This window comes from Amycolatopsis sp. CA-230715, from assembly GCF_018736145.1.
In the GTDB taxonomy this organism is placed as follows: Bacteria; Actinomycetota; Actinomycetes; order Mycobacteriales; family Pseudonocardiaceae; genus Amycolatopsis.
Genome location: NZ_CP059997.1, coordinates 2,591,762 through 2,607,593, shown reverse-complemented (window position 1 = coordinate 2,607,593; position 15,832 = coordinate 2,591,762). Strand labels below are relative to the sequence as shown.

At 71.1% G+C, this 15,832-nt stretch carries 13 protein-coding genes; 7 read left to right on the top strand and 6 right to left on the bottom strand.

Annotated features, from left to right (window positions below):
* Positions 1-11 precede the first annotated feature (11 nt).
* Positions 12-821, top strand: a complete 810-nt coding sequence (locus HUW46_RS11925) for a DUF4097 family beta strand repeat-containing protein (RefSeq protein WP_215547344.1) — start codon at positions 12-14, stop codon at positions 819-821.
* On the opposite strand, the gene HUW46_RS11920 is transcribed toward HUW46_RS11925, so the two are convergent.
* Entirely contained in the window at positions 791-3,892 is a 3,102-nt protein-coding gene (locus HUW46_RS11920) for a BTAD domain-containing putative transcriptional regulator (RefSeq protein WP_215547343.1), read from the bottom strand. The genes HUW46_RS11925 and HUW46_RS11920 overlap by 31 nt on opposite strands.
* Before the next feature lie 94 nt (positions 3,893-3,986).
* Here HUW46_RS11920 and HUW46_RS11915 point away from each other — a divergent pair, with 94 nt between their 5' ends.
* Positions 3,987-4,697, top strand: coding sequence for a hypothetical protein (locus HUW46_RS11915; protein ID WP_215547342.1), 711 nt, complete (start codon positions 3,987-3,989; stop codon positions 4,695-4,697).
* A gap of 12 nt (positions 4,698-4,709) precedes the next feature.
* On the opposite strand, the gene HUW46_RS11910 is transcribed toward HUW46_RS11915, so the two are convergent.
* The gene (locus tag HUW46_RS11910) at positions 4,710-5,180 is read right to left on the bottom strand and encodes an FAD-dependent monooxygenase (protein WP_305860309.1); all 471 of its coding nucleotides are present in this window, start codon (positions 5,178-5,180) and stop codon (positions 4,710-4,712) included.
* Between HUW46_RS11910 and HUW46_RS11905 the strand changes: the two genes are divergently transcribed.
* Positions 5,136-5,504, top strand: a complete 369-nt coding sequence (locus tag HUW46_RS11905) for an IclR family transcriptional regulator domain-containing protein (protein ID WP_254126080.1) — start codon at positions 5,136-5,138, stop codon at positions 5,502-5,504. The two genes, HUW46_RS11910 and HUW46_RS11905, sit on opposite strands and share 45 nt — an antisense overlap.
* A 150-nt stretch (positions 5,505-5,654) precedes the next feature.
* Here the strand turns inward: HUW46_RS11905 and HUW46_RS11900 are convergent, their stop codons facing one another.
* The 3 genes from HUW46_RS11900 to HUW46_RS11890 are packed head-to-tail and all read right to left on the bottom strand — an operon-like array spanning position 5,655 to position 9,986.
* Positions 5,655-6,692 (bottom strand): hybrid-cluster NAD(P)-dependent oxidoreductase, encoded by a 1,038-nt coding sequence (locus HUW46_RS11900; RefSeq protein ID WP_215547341.1) that lies wholly within the window; start codon positions 6,690-6,692, stop codon positions 5,655-5,657.
* Positions 6,689-7,927 carry an aromatic ring-hydroxylating oxygenase subunit alpha gene (locus HUW46_RS11895; protein ID WP_215547340.1) on the bottom strand — a complete coding sequence of 413 codons (1,239 nt, stop codon included), beginning with the start codon at positions 7,925-7,927 and terminating at the stop codon, positions 6,689-6,691. The genes HUW46_RS11900 and HUW46_RS11895 overlap by 4 nt, the downstream gene beginning before the upstream one ends.
* A 19-nt stretch (positions 7,928-7,946) precedes the next feature.
* On the bottom strand, positions 7,947-9,986 hold the full coding sequence (locus HUW46_RS11890) for an NADH:flavin oxidoreductase (protein WP_215547339.1): 2,040 nt from the start codon (positions 9,984-9,986) through the stop codon (positions 7,947-7,949).
* A 103-nt stretch (positions 9,987-10,089) separates the two neighbouring features.
* Here HUW46_RS11890 and HUW46_RS11885 point away from each other — a divergent pair, with 103 nt between their 5' ends.
* From HUW46_RS11885 to HUW46_RS11875, 3 genes are all read left to right on the top strand, one after another.
* Positions 10,090-11,010 carry a LysR family transcriptional regulator gene (locus HUW46_RS11885; RefSeq protein ID WP_215547338.1) on the top strand — a complete coding sequence of 307 codons (921 nt, stop codon included), beginning with the start codon at positions 10,090-10,092 and terminating at the stop codon, positions 11,008-11,010.
* Between the two features lie 86 nt (positions 11,011-11,096).
* Positions 11,097-11,894, top strand: a complete 798-nt coding sequence (locus HUW46_RS11880; RefSeq protein WP_215547337.1) for a GAF and ANTAR domain-containing protein — start codon at positions 11,097-11,099, stop codon at positions 11,892-11,894.
* A gap of 100 nt (positions 11,895-11,994) precedes the next feature.
* A complete protein-coding gene (locus tag HUW46_RS11875) occupies positions 11,995-13,137 on the top strand; it encodes an FAD-dependent oxidoreductase (RefSeq protein ID WP_215547336.1) in 1,143 nt (380 codons plus the stop codon).
* Positions 13,138-13,140: 3 nt separating this feature from the next.
* Here the strand turns inward: HUW46_RS11875 and HUW46_RS11870 are convergent, their stop codons facing one another.
* On the bottom strand, positions 13,141-13,980 hold the full coding sequence (locus HUW46_RS11870) for an alpha/beta hydrolase (RefSeq protein WP_215547335.1): 840 nt from the start codon (positions 13,978-13,980) through the stop codon (positions 13,141-13,143).
* A gap of 270 nt (positions 13,981-14,250) precedes the next feature.
* Here HUW46_RS11870 and HUW46_RS11865 point away from each other — a divergent pair, with 270 nt between their 5' ends.
* A complete protein-coding gene (locus tag HUW46_RS11865) occupies positions 14,251-15,831 on the top strand; it encodes a GMC oxidoreductase (RefSeq protein WP_215549804.1) in 1,581 nt (526 codons plus the stop codon).
* The last annotated feature ends 1 nt before the right edge of the window (position 15,832 follow it).

The window sequence follows — 15,832 nt, the reverse complement described above, 5'->3', positions numbered from 1 at the left end:
GGAAAACCGTCATGAGCGTCTTCACCACCCCCGAACCCGTCTCCGCCACCGTCGAGGTCGCCGGAGCTCAGGTGCGGGTCACCGCCAGCGATCGCACCGACACCGCGGTGCACGTCGAACCCGCCGACCCGGCGAACCGGTCCCACGTCAAGGTGGCCGAGAAGACCAAGGTCGCCTTCGCCGACGGGCGGCTGTCGGTCAAGACCACCACCTCGGGTGAGAAGGACGGGTCGGTCGTCATCACGATCGACCTGCCCACCGGGTCCGGCCTCGCCGCGTACCTGGCGTACTCGACCGTGCGGGCGGACGGCTCGTTCGGCGACTGCGAACTGCACCAGGCCTCGGGCCGGGTGCGGCTGGAGCGCGTCGGCGCGCTGCGGGCGAGTGTCTCGTCCGGGGAAGTCGTGGTCGGCCACATCACGGGCGGCGCCACCCTCGACGGCGCGGCCTTCGAGGCGCGGATCGGGACGATCGATGGCGCGATCGAGGTGTCGAGTTCGGGCGGACGGATCGACATCGACCGCGCCGACGGCGATGTCACCGTCGAAACCGCAGGCGGCGCCATCCGGATCGGCTGCCTGACCAACGGCCGCGCGAAGCTGAGGAACGCCTCGGGGGACATCGAGGTCGGCGTCGACGAGGGCGCCGCCGTCTCCACCGACGTCAGCAGCGAGCGAGGGGTGGTGCACAACTTCGTTGTGCCGCAAGGAGAACCGGACGCCACGGCGGCCAGGGTCTCGGTCCACGCTCGCACGCGGCGCGGTGACATCACCGTGCGGCGCGCCGCCGCTCAAGCGGCGAGCGTGGTCTCGACCAGGTGAGCCGGGCTCGTCCGCGCACCTTCCTCCGTCACCTCGGCGAACCGCGGTTCGCCGAGGTGATTTCGCGCGTCCTGCTCGATCCTGGCCACGTCGGGCTGGGTGTGGTCCGGTTGCCCGCGGACGACCGCGCTGGCCGCGAGCAACCGCGCGGCCTGCTCGTACCGGCCGAGGCGGGCCGCCAGGTCCGCGACCCCGACGAGGACGCGCGCGATCGCGAACGGGTGCCCCGCCTCGGAAGCCGCCTGCCAGGCGGCCGCGCGGTGGGTACGGGCCTCGCGGGCGTCGTCGGTCAGGTAGCCGAACGCGTCGTGCACCGCCGCACGGATGTGGGCCTCCTCCGCCTCGTCGCCGAGGAACGCGGTCGCGAGGCCGAGCTGACGGCGTGCCTCCGCGATGTCTCCGCCGAGGCGGGCGAGTTCGGCCTTGGTGAGCGCCACCTCGACCAGCGCGTGCGGCCAGGTGACCCCTTCGGCGATCCGCTCCGCTTCGGCGAGCGCGGCCGCGCTCGCGTCCCGATCGCCGTGCAACCAGTGCAGCTGGGCCTGTTCCGTCCGCAACCGGATGACGTCCTCGACGGCACCGACCTCGGTGATGACCGCGATCGCCTGCTCGTAGTGCTCGCACGCGGCGGTGTACTCGCCGCGCATCGCGAGCAGTTCCGCCAGCAGCGACAGGGCGAGGGCGATCCCGAACCGTTCGCCGATCGCCCTGAACCCGGCGAGCGCCGCTTCCACGTGCGCCCGTGCGGCCGCCACGTCCTGGCCGAGCATGATCCGCATCTTGCCCGCCTGCAGCGTGGCCAGTGCGCGCACCCACGGATCTTCGTTGTCCAGCAACGGTTCCCACGCCGACACCGCGGAACCCGGTTCTCGCAGCATGCGTTCCAGCGGGGTGATCAATTCCAGCAGCGGGCTGCGGCGCGAGGAGTTCCGGCTGAGCCGGTACGCCTCGTGGATCCAGTCCTCGGCCAGGTGTTCGTCGCCGCGCCCCGACGTCATGAAGCCGACCACGAGCGTGTACGTCAGCGCCTTGACGTCATCGGCCACCGCACCGGGAATGGTGGTGGCCGCGATCATCAGCTCGTTGCCTTCGGCCCGCCTGCCGCCGGTCCACCAGTACCATCCGGCGGCCGCCGCGAGCCGCATCGCCGCCTGCGCGTCGGCGGCCGCGATCGCGCCCCGCATCGCGGCGATGATGTTGTCGTGGTCGGCTTCGAGCTTGGCGAGCCATTCCAGTTGCTCGGTGCGACGCAGGTGCGGTTCCGCGGTCTCGGCGAGTTCGGTGAAGTAGGTCAGGTGCGCCTGGCGGATCAGGTCGGTCTCCCCGGCTTCGGCGAGCCGGTCCGCGGCGTACTCCCTGATCGTGGTGAGCATGCGGTAGCGCGGGGCGAGGTCCCCTTCGGTCACCAGCAACGACTTCTCGGCCAGCGAGGTGAGCAGGTCCAGCGCGCGCTCGTCCCCGCAGACCCGCTCGGCCGCCTCCAGGCTCGCCCCGCCCGAGAACACCGATAGCCGCCGCAGCACCGTCCGTTCGGCGCCGGTGAGCAGTTCCCAGCTCCAGTCGACCACCGCGCGCAGCGTCTTGTGCCGCGGCAACGCGGTGCGGCTGCCGCTGGTCAGCAGGTGGAAGCGGTCGTCGAGGCGGTTGGCGAGCTGCTCGATGGTCATGGTGCGCAGCCTGGCGGCGGCGAGTTCGATCGCGAGCGGCATCCCGTCCAGCGCACGGCAGATCCGCGCCATCGTCGACAACGCGTGCTCGTCGGTCCCGAGGTCCTTGCGTACCGCGCCGACCCGGTCCCGCAGCAACCGGATCGCGGGCGAGGCCGCGATCCCGCCGGGGTCGCCGTCGCCGGGCAGGGACAGCGGTTCGACCTGCCACAGCGCTTCCCCGGTGATGCCGAGCGGTTCCCGGCTCGTCGCCAGGATCCGCAGCCCCCGGCAGTCCCCGAGCACGCGGTCGGCGAACGCGGCCGCCGCCTCGATCACGTGCTCGCAGTTGTCCAGGATGAGCAGCACCTCGCGGTCGCGGATCGCGGTGATGATCCCGCCGACCGGGTCCGCGGCCGGTGACGTGGCGAGCAGGGTGTCCCGCAGCCCGAGCCCGGTGAGCACCGCCTGTGCGACGTCGCCGTCGGCACCGCTGGCGGCGAGCTCCACGAACCACACCCCGTCCGGCAGCTCGCCGACCAGTGTGCGCGCGGTTTCCTTGGCCAGCCTGGTCTTCCCGGAGCCGCCGGGGCCGATCAGGGTGGTGAGCCGGTGCCCGGCGACGAGGTCGCGCACGGCGGCGACGTCGGCGTCCTTGCCGACGAAACTGGTCAGCTCGGCGCGCAGGTTGGTCTTCCGGTTCTCCTCGCGCCGTCCCAGCTCGCCCCGCAGCAGCGCGACGTGCACCGCGGACAGCTCGGGCGAAGGATCGACGCCGAGCGTGTCGGCCAGGGTTTCCCGCGTGCGCTGGTACACGAGCAGCGCCTCGGTGTCGCGGCCGCTCGCGGCGAGCGCGCGCATCAGTGCGACGACGAGCCGTTCCCGCACCGGGTTCGCGGCCACCAGATCGGTCAGCTCCGTGACCAGCTCCGCGCCGTGGCCGAGATCGACGTCCGCGTCGAACCGGTCCTCCAAGGCGCTCAGGCGCAGGCCTTCGAGCCGGGTGACCGCCGCGGTGAAGTTCGTGCTGTCCGGCAGGTCGACGTCCTGCATGGCCGCGCCGCGCCACAGCGCGAGCGCTTCGCGCAGCCGACGCGGATCCTTGCCGTGGCCGAGGAGGCGTTCGAACCGCACGGCGTCGACGGCGTCGGGCTCGATCGCCAGCCGGTACCCGTTCGCCTGCCCTTCGACCACACCGGCGGGCAGCGCCTTCCGCAGCCGGGAAACCAAGCGCTGCAACGCGTTCGTGGCGTCGGCCGGCGGGTGCTCACCCCAGATCCAGTCGACGAGCGCCGCCTTGCCGACCACGTGCCCTGGCGTGAGCGCGAGGGCGGCCAGCAGCCCGCGCAGCCGCGCACCCGGCACGTCGGCGAGCGCGCCGTCGTCCGTGCGGACCTCGAACGGTCCGAGCATCCCGATCTGCACCCGCCGATTTTGCCACGGTCACCGGGAGTGCCCGTCCTGGCAGCTTCCGGTCACGGCCCTCGCCGGTGCGGCCGCCGCCCGCATTCTCGATGGCATGCGTAACGCGTCGCGGCTGCTGACAGCCGTTCTGCTGGCGATCGGCTTGGCGGTGCCCGCCTGCGGTTCCGCCGACGCACCGGATCCCAAACCGAACCTCCTCGCGGAGTACTGGGACTCGGCCGCGGTCAAGAACGACCGGATGCCCGGCTACGGTGCGGCCCCCGAGGACCGCAAGGCCAACCTCGCCGCCTACTACTCGGCCGAAGAGCTGGTGTCCCGGCTGATGAGCCCGTTCCCCTGCACCGCGCGGCGCGACACCGGGTCGCGCGGCGGCAACTCCTTCGACACTTCTTGCGATCTCGGCGACGCGGTCCGTGACGCGGTGCGGACGGCCGGTGGCGACCCCGGCGCCGTCGTCGGCCGCGTCGCGTTGGTCAAGCACCCCAACGGTGCGCTGGAGCTGCTGACCCTGTTCGTCGCGAAGGGCAAGGTGATCGACGGCAACGGCGGAACCTACGCCGGTCTCGACGAATTTCGCGCGGGCAACGACATTCTCAGCTCCGGCGACGTGATGCTCGTGCCGCGCGATCTCACCAAGGAAACCGGGGAGAGCGAGCTGATCACCGTCTACGGCCACACCCGCCCGCCGGTCTGGCCGTGGCTGCTCGGCGGCGCGGGCGCGCTGGTGCTCGTCGCCGCGCTGCTGCTGATCCGCCGTGCGCGGCGACCCGGCGAGCCGGAACCCCAGCCGCCAGCCGCGCCGTGACGGGGTGTCCGGTCACGGCCGGTAGAGCCAGTCGAGGTGGCGGTAGTCGTCGAGGCGGCGGTCGGTCAGCAGCGCGTTGCGCAGGAGGCGGGTCAGGCCGTCGCAGTGCCAGAGTTCGCCCCACACCCGTGCCGCGGACTGCACGCGCGCGGTGCGGGCGGTGCGGGCCCGTTCGTACGCCGACAGCGCGCGCGGCCAGTCGGACGGGGACGCCGCGACCTCACCGGCGAGGCAGTGCGCGTCCTCGATCGCCTGGCACGCGCCCTGGGCGAGGTACTGCAGCATGGGATGGGCCGCGTCCCCGGTGAGCGCGAGCCGTCCGCGGACCCACCCGCCCGCCGGTGGCCGGTCGTACATCGGCCACCGGCGATCGCGCCACAACCCGGACAGTCCACATCGGACCGCTTCCGGTTCGCGGCCTCGGCGGAATGCGACCAGGTGCTGCGCGTCGGCGACCGGGCGGGCCGCGTCCTGCCCGCGCACCTCGCCTCCGGTGGGAAGGCCGTGCTCGCCGCGCTGCCCGCCCCGGACCTGACCCGGCGCTACACCGGCACGGACGTCGACCTGCCCCGGCTGCGGCGGGAACTCGCCCTGGTCCGCAAGCGGGGGTTCGCGATCAACGACCAGCTGACCGAGACCGGCCTGACCGCGGTCGGCGTGCTGATGCACTGGCCGAGCGCGGACGAACCGGCCGCGGCGCTGTCGGTGGCGCTCCCGTCGGTCCGCTTCGACCACGATCTGCTGCCGATGTGGGTGGCCGCGCTGTCCGCGACGGTGGCCGCGGTGGTGCGGGATCTCGCCGCGTGACACGGATTCGACGCCCGATCGCCATGCCCCGAAGGTGGCTTTCGGGGACCTGAGCGCCCCGAAGGCCACCTTCGGGGCACAAGGCAGCCTCGCCCGCACACCTGCGAGGGCCGAGACCCGCACGGCAAGGGCCCGGCCACCGTCGGCGCATCAGCAGTCGAGGACCAGGTTTTCGCGCGGTTTGGCGCAGCACAGCAGGATCTTGTCGGCCGCCACCTCCCGTGGCCGGATGCCGCCGTTGTGCCGCAGGTCGACCGATCCGCGCAGCAGGGTGGTCTTGCAGGTGCCGCACATGCCTTGCCCGCACGAAGACGGCAGGGTGATCCCCGACGACGACGCGGCTTCCAGCAGGGACGTGCCGGAGTCGCATTCGATCGTCACGCCGCTGCGGGCCAGTTCCACTGTGTACTTGACGCCGGTGTCTACAGTGGACTGTGAAGGAAGGTCGAAGCTTTCTTCGTGGTAGCGCTCCTCGGGGAGCCCGGCGCCGGTGAGCATGTCCCGCACGGCCGCCATGTACGCGGGCGGGCCGCAGGTGAACACTTCGCGGTCGAGGAAGTCGGGAGCGATCCGGTGCAGCATTTCGAGATCCAGCCTGCCGCGGTGGCCGAGCCACCGTTCGCCGGGGCCGTCGGTTTCGCAGACGTGCACGACCCGGATGTGCTGGGACGTGGCCGCGATGAAATCGAGCTCCTGCCGGAAGATGATGTCCGCGGGCGTGCGCGCGCTGTGCACGAAGACGACATCGGTCGGCTGGGCGAGATCGTGCAGCGTCCTGGTCATCGACATCACGGGGGTGATCCCGCTGCCGCCGGACAGGAAGAGGTACTTGCCCGCCGGGTGCCGCACCGGCGAGAACGTGCCGAGCGGGCCGCGTGCGCGCAGCGCGTGCCCTGGTGCGAGGTGGTCGTGCAGCCAGTTCGACGCGACCCCGCCCGGCACCCGCTTCACGGTGATCGCGGCGACGAGCGGGCGCGACGGCGGCGACGAGATCGTGTAGCACCGGTCGACTTCGCGGCCGTCGATCTCCAGGGTGACCGTGAGGTGCTGGCCGGGATCGTGGCGGAACACCCGTGGCTCGGCGGGTTCGAACAGGAACGTCTTCACGTCGTTGGTGACGGGCTGGACCTGCTTGCAGACCAGGACACCGTCTTCCCACGCGCGCGGGCAGGCCCAGTATCGGTTCATCGGCCCACGTGCTCCCGGAGACGGGCGAGGTACCAGGTGCAGAACGCGTCGACCTGGTATTCCGACGGGGCGTACGGGCCGGGCGCGTAGGCGGGGCTGGTGATCCCGCGTTGCGCGCGGCTGACCAGTTCCGCGTCCTGCTCGTTGGTGGCGGTCCAGACCTTGGTCAGCGTGCCGAGGTCGTAGTCGACGCCCTCCTCGGCGTCCGGGTGGACCAGCCAGGTGGTGCGGACCAGCGTCCGGTCCTCGGCGATCGGGACGACGGAGAAGGTGACCGCGTGGTCGCCGAGCACGTGGAACCACGCATTCGGTTGCCAGTGCAGGGAAAGGTGCCCGAGGCGCGCGGTGGGGAAGTCCGCGAGCAGGCGGCGGCACGCGGCCTTCCCGTCCGTGGTGAAGGATTCGCCCGCGAGGTCGAGCGGCTCGCGTTCGATCCGGAACGCGCTCGGCCGGGTGTCCAGTTCCTCGATGAGTTCGTGGGGAAGGCCGAGCCGCTCGTAGGTTTCCCGCTGCTCCGCCTCGACTCGCCGGTACCGTTCGTACGCAGGGCGCAGCGTCGGCGGCACCTGGTCCTCGCGGTAGCCGTAGGTCGGGAAGAACGAGCGCACCAGCTCGGGATGGCCGTCGCAGTGGTAGCACTCCCGGTTGTTCTCCATCGTCAGCTTCCAGTTGCAGTCCTCGACGAGATCGACCCGCGCGGCGACCTTGGCCCCGGCCAGCCGGTGCGGGAGGAGGTAGGGCTCGATGCGGGACGCGACCTCGGGGAAATCGGGCGGCGGATCCTCGGCGAGGCAGACGAAGACGAGCCCGCCGACGCTGCGCGCGTGCACGGACTTGAGCCCGAAGCACGCCGGGTCGAAACCGCCGCCCTGCGCCGGGGCGTGCAGCAGGCTGCCGTCGGTCCGGTAGGTCCACTTGTGGTAGCCGCACACGAGATTGCCGACCGAACCGCGGTCTTCGGTGAGGATCCGCGCGCCGCGGTGGCGGCAGACGTTGTGCAGTGCCTTGACGTTCTCGTCGTCGTCGCGCACCACGATGATCGACCACGGCCCGATCGCGGTCGTGACGTAGTCACCCGGTTCGGGGAGTTCTCCTTCCGCCGCAACGAAAATCCAGTTCCGCGCCCACACCGCGGCGAGGTCGAGGTCGAAGACCTCGCGGCTGGTGTAGAACGGCGCTTCCAGGCTGCGCCCGGCGATCCGCCGGTCGAGCAGGTCAGCGGTGTCGAGTGTCATGGTCTCCGGTCCTTCCTGATCAGATCGGCAGGCACAGCCGCAGCGCGTCGAACGTGGCGGCGTGGATGTTGCGGCTGGTCACGGCATCGCCGATGCGGAACAGCCGGTAGCGCCCGCCGGGATGGCGGACGACGCGCTGCGGATCGAGGCCCAGCAGGGCGTGGTGGTCGACCTCGCCGAGGTTCGCCGAGCCGGGGAGCAGCGCGCGGTAGAGGTCGTCGTTGGGCAGCGTCCCGTGTTCGACCACCACCGCGGACACCGCGCGCTCGAACTCCGCGTCCGCGTAATCGCTGGACACCGTCGCGATCAGGGAACCGTCACCGGTGCGCCGCACGGAGCGCAGCCGGTGCGCCATCGTGACGCGCACCCCGTGCTCGGCGAAGACCTTGAGGTAGGCGGGGGAGTTCATGCTGCCGACGTCCGGGGCGAGCGTCCGCTCCGGTGTCACGTACTCGACCTCGATCCCTTGGCGGGCAAGCACTTCCGTCGCGTCCATCCCCGGGTACGCGCCGTTGTCGTCGTAGACCAGCACGGGCCCGCGCGGCCGCAGCGCGCCGGTGAGCACGTCCCACGTGTCGGCCACGAGATCACCTCCCTTGGCGAGGAACGCCGTGTTCGGCAGGCCGCCGGTGGCGATGACGACGACCTCGGGCGCCTCGGCGAGGACGTCCTCCGGCTCGGCGAGGACACCGCACCGGATGTCGACGCCGTGCCGCTTGCACTCCTCGACCCGCCAGCCGACGATGCCGAGCAGATCCCGCCTGCGGGGGTTCGACGCGGCGATGCGCACCTGCCCGCCCGGTACGTCATTGGCTTCGAACACGACGACCTCGTGCCCGCGTTCGCCGAGCACGCGCGCCGCTTCGAGACCGGCGGGACCGGCGCCGACGACGACGGCCTTGATCCGGTGCGCCGCGGGGCTGATCGTGTGCGGCAGCGACAGCTCCCTGCCGGTGGCGGGGTTGTGGACGCACTTGGTGTCCCCGGAGTCGTAGATCGCGTCCAGGCAGTAGCTCGCGCCGACGCACGGCCGGATCCGGTCCTCCTCGCCCGCGGCGATCTTGGCGACCAGGTGCGGGTCGGCGATCTGGGCGCGGGTCATGCCGACGAGGTCGAGCAGGCCCTCGCGGACGGCGTGGCGGGCGGTGGCGACGTCGGCGATGCGCGCGGCGTGCATCACCGGGATCCCGAGGCGGCGCTTGACCTCGGCGGTGAACTCCAGAAACGGCGCGGCCGGGGTGCCCATCGACGGGATCACCCTGGCCAGCGTCGCGTCGCTTTCGATCGTTCCCCGGATGGTGCTGACGAAGTCGATGCCGTCGTCGACGAAGCACCGCGCCGCGGTCAGGGCCTCGTCGAAGGTGAGCCCGCCGGGCCGGTCCTCGTCGAGCGACATCCTGATGCCGACGACGAAGTCCGGGCCGACGGCTTCGCGCACCGCCCTGATCACCCGGCGCGGGAACGCCATGCGGTTTTCCAGGCTGCCGCCGAACTCGTCGTGGCGCCGGTTGGTCGCGGGGGAGAGGAAGCTGTCCAGGAAATGGCCGTACGACTGGATTTCCACGCCGTCGAGGTGCCCGTCCCGGCAGCCGGCGGCCGCGGCGGCGTAGTCCCGCGCGATCCGGTCCAGGTCCCAGTGCTCCGCCTCCTTCGGGAACGCCCGGTGCGCGGGTTCGCGCAGCGGTGACGCGGACAGCACCGGCAGCCAGTCGCCGGAGTAGTTGCTGGTGCGGCGGCCGAGATGGGTGATCTGGCACATCACCGCCGCGCCCTCGGCGTGCACGTCGCCAGCGAGCAGGCGCAGCCAGTGCACCACTTCGTCGTCGTGCAGCCGCACGTTGCCGAACGACGGCGGGCTGTCCGGTGACACGACCGCGGAACCGCCGATCATGGTCAGTCCGACCCCGCCCCGCGCCTTCTCCAGGTGGTAGGCCCGGTAGCGGTCCTTCGGCAGGCCGCCGTCGGCGAACGCGGGCTCGTGCGACGTGCTCACCACGCGGTTGCGCAAGGTGAGGTGCCTGATCGTGAACGGCTGAAGCAGCGGATCCGTGGTGCGCATACCGCTCCTCGGGAGGTGGTAGGGGCCGCGTCCACCCAGGGTGCGGCCAGGCACCGCTGCGGACAATCAAACGTCCGCGCAGGAAACCGTGCAAAATCCTTGCATGATTGACAGCAGGCTCCGCGTGCTCCAGCTCGTCGCCGAGCACGGCACCGTCACCGCCGCGGCGCAGGCGCTGAACTACACGCCGTCCGCGGTGTCGCACCAGCTACGCCAGCTCTCCGCGGAACTCGGCGTCGAACTGGTGGTCCCGCAGGGGCGGCGGATCCAGCTCACCTCGGCCGCGCGCACGGTGCTGCGCCACGCGGAAACCCTTTACGCGCAATGGGAACGGGCGCGGGTGGACCTGGCCGAGCTGGCCGACGAACCCAGCGGCCCCTTCACGCTGTGCGGGTTCTCGACGGCCGCGACGCACCTGCTGCCCCCGGCCGCGGCGGACCTGCGCGACGGCTTCCCCGGGCTGACCGTGCGCCTGATCGAAGCCGAGCCCGCTCGCTGCTTCGACCTGCTGCTGGGCGGGCACGCCGATCTGGCGCTGGTGATCGTCACGGCGGACACCCCGCCGCTGTCGGATCAGCGGTTCGACCAGCAACCGCTGCTCGACGACCCGCTCGACCTGGTCACGCACGCGGGGCACCCGCTGACCGAACGCCCGTCGGTCAGCCTTTCCGATGCCGCGAACGAACCCTGGATCGTCAGCAAGTCGGGGAGCACCTACCACCACCTGGTCACCACCGCGTGCATGGCGGCGGGTTTTTCGCCCGATATCGCGCACTACGCCGACGAATGGGACACCGGCACGGCGTTCGTCGCGCACGGGTTCGGCGTCAGCCTCGTCCCGCGGCTGGCCCGCCTGCACGGCCACTGGCCGGTCACCCGCATCCCGCTGCGCGGCGAACCCGCGCCCGCCCGCCGGATCCTCGCGGTCACCAGGATGGGCGCCCGCGAAAACCCCACGATCGCCCGCGCGCTCCGGACGATCACCGCGACCGCGTCCGATCTGCTGCCCACGGCGGGGACCTGAGCGCGTTTGTGCCGAGGGCCGACCCGGGTACTCCAGAGGTCACGGACGGGACTAGGGCTCGCTGTACCCGCGGATCTCGTCGCGAGGTGGCTGGGTGGGAGCAGCTCCGCGCCTTCAACAGCGCAGGGTACGGGCCCCCGGTCGCCGTCCTGGCCTTCGACGTCGCGGGGAGGTATGCGATGCACGACACCGCGCAGCAGCAGCTCGCACACCGGATGAGCGAGCTCGCGCTGAGTCTGCAGGACGAGACCGATCATCCGACCACCCTGAACGCGATCGTCGACGCCGTCGTGGACATGGTCCCCGCGGTGACCTGGGCCGGGATCTCGCTGGTGCGGGGCAAGGCGATTACCTCCGAGGCGCCCAGCGATCCCGTGGTCGCCGAACTCGACGAGCTGCAGACCGAACTCGGTGAAGGTCCCTGCCTGACCTCGATCCGCGCGCACCACACCGTGCGGATCCCCGATTTCGGCAAACCGGACCAGCCGTGGCCGCGCTACGCCGCGAGGGCGTACGAGCTGGGCGCGCGCAGCCTGCTGGCGCGCCGGTTGTTCGTGCGACGGGAGCAACTCGGCGCGCTCAACCTCTACTCGGACGAAACCGAAGCGTTCACGCCGGACGCGGAGGTCCTGATCGACCTGTTCGCCCAGCACGCCGCGGTCGCGCTCGCCGGTGCCACGCACGAACACCACCTCAACGAGGCATTGGCCAACCGCGACATCCTCGGCCAGGCCAAGGGAATCCTGATGCAGCGGGACCGACTCACCGGTCAGCGGGCCTTCCAGCTCCTCGTCCGCGCTTCCCAGGATTCGAACATGAAGGTCGTCGACGTCGCCCGCTGGCTGGTCGAGGAAACCGAGAAGCGCGCTGCTCGACAGTCCTGAAGCAAGGACGAAGATAAAGCGATTGCACTTTTGGAGTGAGTACGCTTGAGTGGTCTCGGGGGTGCCACCGGGGCGGCCCCGAGTGCGAAAGGAATCCACTGTGGACTCTCCGAAGCCGGGACACGCGCGGATCAGCATCGTCGGCGCCGGGCCGGGCGGCTTGACCTGCGCGCGCATCCTGCAGCGGCACGGGATCGCGGTGACGGTGCACGACCGCGACCCGGACGGGCGATCCCGCGACCAGGGCGGCTCGCTCGACCTGCACGAGGACGACGGCCAGCTCGCGCTCCGCGAAGCGGGCCTCCTCGACGAGTTCTTCGCGCTCGCCAGGCCGGAGGGGCAGGAAATGCGCCTGCTGGACCCGTCGGGGCGCCTGCTCGCCCACCACCTGCCAGCCGAGGACGAGATCGCGGGCCCCGAGATCGATCGCGGGCAGCTCCGCGAACTGCTGCTGGGCTCGCTCGCCGACGGCACCGTCCACTGGGGACGGACGCTCGAATCGGTGCGCGGTCCCGCCGATGGGCCGCGCACGCTGACCTTCGCCGACGGGACTATCGAGGAAGCGGATCTGGTGATCGGCGCGGACGGTGCGTACTCCCGCGTCCGCGCGGCGGTGTCGCCCGCGAAACCCGGTTACATCGGGGTCAGCATCCTCGAAGCGTGGTTCCACGACATGGAGACCGCGCACCCCGAACTTTCCGAATTGGTCGGACAGGGGAGCGCCCACGTCGCCGACGGCGAGCGCGGCCTGTTCGCGCAGCGCAACAGCGGCGGGCACCTGCGCGTCTACGTCATCCAGCGGATCCGCGCCGACTGGATCGAGTCGAGCGGGCTGCGCGCCGGTGACACCGAAGGCATCCGCGCGCACCTGCTGGCCGAGTTCGCGGGCTGGTCGCCGGAGATCCTGCGGATGATCACCGAGAACGACGGTCCCTACGTCGACCGCCCGCTCTTCGCCCTGCCGGTGCCGCACACGTGGGAGCACTCGCCGAGCCTGACGCTGCTCGGCGACGCCGCGCACCTCATGCCGCCGCTCGGGGTCGGCGTCAACCTGGCCATGCTCGACGCGAGCGAACTCGCGCTCGCGTTGGTCAATTCCGCCACCGTCGAGGACGCGGTGCGCGCCTACGAGGCGTCGATGGTGCCGCGTGCCACCGAAATGGCCAAGCGGCTCGAAGGCGGTGCGGACGATCTCGTGGCCGAGGCCGATCCCGCCGAGATGGGCCAGATTCCGGAGAAATGAGCCTCAGGCCCGTGCGGCTTCGGCGATCGCTTCGGCGAGCGCGGCGGGCTGGGACAGGAACGGGGAATGGGAGGTGCCGAGTTCGACCACGGTGGTCGGGGCGGCCGACACGGCGTCGATCTCCTTAATGAACCGGTGCTGCAGCGGCAGCCGGATGGCGTTGTCCCGTGCGCAGGTCACGTAGGTGTGCGGGACGCCGCCGTAGCGATCCGCCGTCGCGGTCGGTTCCTCGGTGAGCATCCCCAGCGGGCCGTCCGGGCTCAGCAGGGCGATCGCGGCCTCCGCCATGGCGTCGTCGACGTCGTGGCACAACGCTTCCTTGATCTGCCCGCGCGCGTCCGGATCGCCGAAGTCGATGCGCGACGCGCCGATCACCGCGGGGTCGGCCACCAGGAGCCGGGACAGCTTCTCGCCCGCGTTTTCCGGGCAGGCGGCGTAAAAGCCGGCTGGTTCGTGCACCGGGGCGATCGCGGCCACGTAGACGAGCCCGCCCACGAGCTCGGGGACTAGTTCCGCGAGCGCGGTCGCGACCGCGCCGCCCATGCTGTGCGCGACCACCAGGCACGGCCGCCCGTCGCCGATCGTGCGGACCTGATCGGCGAGGGCGGCCGCCGCGGAGGACGCGGTGACGGTCGAGACCGGTGAGGACTCGGTGGCGAACGCCGCCGCGTCGAACGGCCGTGCCCAGCGGGCGCGCAGTGCGGGGCTCCGCAGCCCGTGCCCGTCGAGGTCGACCGCGACCGACCGGATCCCGCGACCGGCCAGGTGCTCGGTCACCCGGCTCCAGCACCAGCTGCCGTGCCAGAAACCGTGCACCAGTACCACGGGCAGGGGATCGGTCATCGTTCTTCCTCACGCGTTCGCCGGGGATGGCCCTTCCGGAAGCTATCGCGCGCGGTGCCGGTTTCCGGGGCGGCAGGGGAGAACGGACAGCAGGTTCTGGACGTTCGTCCCCTTGGCCCATTCGCGGCAACGCGGTGCCGACACCCGGGGGAACCCCGCCGTCACGTGTCGACTTGTCCGCACCGGAGAGTTATAACTTGTTCTCAATACCTCAACGGTGAGGATCTTGATATGAGCGGGAATGTCAAGCGGGAAACGCTATTCGACGCGATGTCACGCCGCGTCTTCATTGCAGGAACTGGTTCTATCTTAGCTGGCGCCGCGCTGGCCGCGACTCCGGCGCGCGCCGCCGCCCTTCCCGACGGGGCGCGGGTGCCGGTGCTCGTGATCGGCTCCGGGTACGGCGGCTCGGTCGCCGCGCTGCGGCTCGCGCAGGCCGGTGTCGACGTGCACCTGGCCGAACTCGGCATGGCATGGGACACCCCCGGTTCCGACGGCAAGATCTTCGCCAACACGACCAGCCCCGACCAGCGCTCGTACTGGCTGCGCACCAGGACGAAGCAGCCGCTGTCCAACTTCCTCGGCTTCCCCATCGACCGCGACATCCCGCGCTACACCGGGATTCTCGACGCCGAGGAGTTCAGCGGCATCACCGTGTACCAGGGCCGCGGCGTCGGCGGTGGCTCGCTCGTCAACGGCGGCATGGCCGTCACGCCGAAGCGGGAGAACTTCGGCGCGATCCTTCCGACCGTCGACGCGGCCGAGATGTACGACGTCTACTACCCGCGCGCCAACACCGGCCTCGGCGTCGGCACGATCGACCCGGCGTGGTTCGACAGCGCCGAGTGCTACCAGTACGCGCGCGTCGGCCGGAAGCACGCGCAGCGGTCCGGATTCCCGTTCGTGTTCGTGCCCGACGTGTACGACTGGGACTACATGAAGCGGGAACTGGCGGGCACCGTGCCGAAATCGGCGCTGGCCGGGGAAATCCTGTATGGCAACAACTACGGCAAGAAGTCCCTGCGGCAGACCTACCTCCGCGCGGCGAAGGCGACCGGGCGGGTCACCGTTTCCCCGCTGCACCGCGTGACCTCGGTGGCGCCCGCGTCCGGTGGCGGGTACGCGGTTTCCCTGGAGCAGCTCACCACCACGGGCGCGGTGTCGGGCACCAAGGAGGTGACCGCGGACAAGGTGTTCTTCGCCGCGGGCAGCGTCGGCACGAGCAAGCTGCTGGTGAAGCTGAAGGCGACCGGCGCACTGTCCAATTTGAACGGTGAGATCGGACAGTGCTGGGGCGACAACGGGAACGTGATGTGCGGGCGGGCCAACCACCTCTGGGACCCGACCGGCAGCCTGCAGGCATCCATCCCCACCGGTGGTATCGACAACTGGGCGGCGGGCGGTGCCTTCGCGGAGGTCGCGCCGCTGCCGACCGGGATCGAAACCTGGGCGTCGTTCTACCTGTCCATCACCAAGAACCCGAACCGCGCCCGGTTCACCTGGAATCCGGCCACCGGGCGCGTCGACCTGAACTGGCAGACGGCGTGGAAACAGCCGTCGATCGACATGGCGAAGTCCATTTTCGACCGGATCAACGCGAAGGAGGGGACGATCTACCGGACGGATCTGTTCGGCGTGTACAAGATCTGGGGCGATCACCTCACCTACCATCCGCTCGGCGGCGCGGTGCTGGACAAGGCCACCGACAACTACGGCAGGCTCGCCGGGTACCGGGGCCTCTACGTCATCGACGGCGCGCTGATCCCCGGCAACACCAGCGTCAACCCGTTCGTCACCATCACGGCGCTGGCGGAGCGGAACATCGAAAAGATCATCGCGGCGGACTTCTGAG

Bases quoted from the DNA above. Each gene is read 5' to 3' on its own strand.
- HUW46_RS11890 (WP_215547339.1), bottom strand. From the start codon at position 9,986: ATGCGCACCACGGATCCGCTGCTTCAGCCGTTCACGATCAGGCACCTC.
- HUW46_RS11895 (WP_215547340.1), bottom strand. From the start codon at position 7,927: ATGACACTCGACACCGCTGACCTGCTCGACCGGCGGATCGCCGGGCGC.
- HUW46_RS11885 (WP_215547338.1), top strand. From the start codon at position 10,090: ATGATTGACAGCAGGCTCCGCGTGCTCCAGCTCGTCGCCGAGCACGGC.
- HUW46_RS11915 (WP_215547342.1), top strand. From the start codon at position 3,987: ATGCGTAACGCGTCGCGGCTGCTGACAGCCGTTCTGCTGGCGATCGGC.
- HUW46_RS11925 (WP_215547344.1), top strand. From the start codon at position 12: ATGAGCGTCTTCACCACCCCCGAACCCGTCTCCGCCACCGTCGAGGTC.
- HUW46_RS11865 (WP_215549804.1), top strand. From the start codon at position 14,251: ATGTCACGCCGCGTCTTCATTGCAGGAACTGGTTCTATCTTAGCTGGC.
- HUW46_RS11900 (WP_215547341.1), bottom strand. From the start codon at position 6,692: ATGAACCGATACTGGGCCTGCCCGCGCGCGTGGGAAGACGGTGTCCTG.
- HUW46_RS11870 (WP_215547335.1), bottom strand. From the start codon at position 13,980: ATGACCGATCCCCTGCCCGTGGTACTGGTGCACGGTTTCTGGCACGGC.